1 protein-coding gene is annotated in these 599 nt (G+C 64.1%); it reads left to right on the forward strand.

Going from position 1 to position 599, the window contains the following annotated elements; translation table 11 throughout:
- A partial coding sequence (locus tag BKN37_RS27425) for an ABC transporter ATP-binding protein (protein WP_131823739.1) occupies positions 1-599 on the forward strand: 599 nt, incomplete at both ends.

A 599-nucleotide genomic window follows, 5' to 3' on the forward strand; every position in this document is an offset into this window, starting at 1 on the left:
TGTTCCAGGACGGTGCGCTGTTCGGGTCGATGAACCTGTTCGACAACACCGCGTTCCCGCTGCGCGAGCACACCAAGAAGAAGGAGAGCGAGATCCGTGACATCGTCATGGAGAAGCTCGCCCTGGTCGGCTTGGGTGGGGATGAGAAGAAGTTCCCCGGTGAGATCTCCGGTGGTATGCGCAAGCGTGCCGGGCTGGCTCGGGCGCTGGTGCTCGACCCGCAGATCATCCTGTGCGACGAGCCGGACTCGGGTCTGGACCCGGTGCGTACCGCGTATCTGAGCCAGCTGCTGATCGACATCAACGCCCAGATCGACGCCACCATCTTGATCGTGACGCACAACATCAACATCGCCCGCACCGTGCCGGACAACATGGGCATGTTGTTCCGCAAGCAGCTGGTGATGTTCGGGCCACGCGAGGTGCTGCTGACCAGCGACGAGCCGGTGGTCAAGCAGTTCCTCAACGGGCGCCGGATCGGGCCGATCGGGATGTCGGAGGAAAAGGACCAGGCCACCATGGCCGAGGAGCAGGCCATGCTCGATGCCGGTCAGCACCACGGCGGTGTCGAGGAGATCGAGGGCGTGCCCCCGCAGCTG

Origin of the sequence: Mycobacterium talmoniae, from assembly GCF_001854525.1 — a bacterium.
In the GTDB taxonomy this organism is placed as follows: Bacteria; Actinomycetota; Actinomycetes; order Mycobacteriales; family Mycobacteriaceae; genus Mycobacterium; species Mycobacterium talmoniae.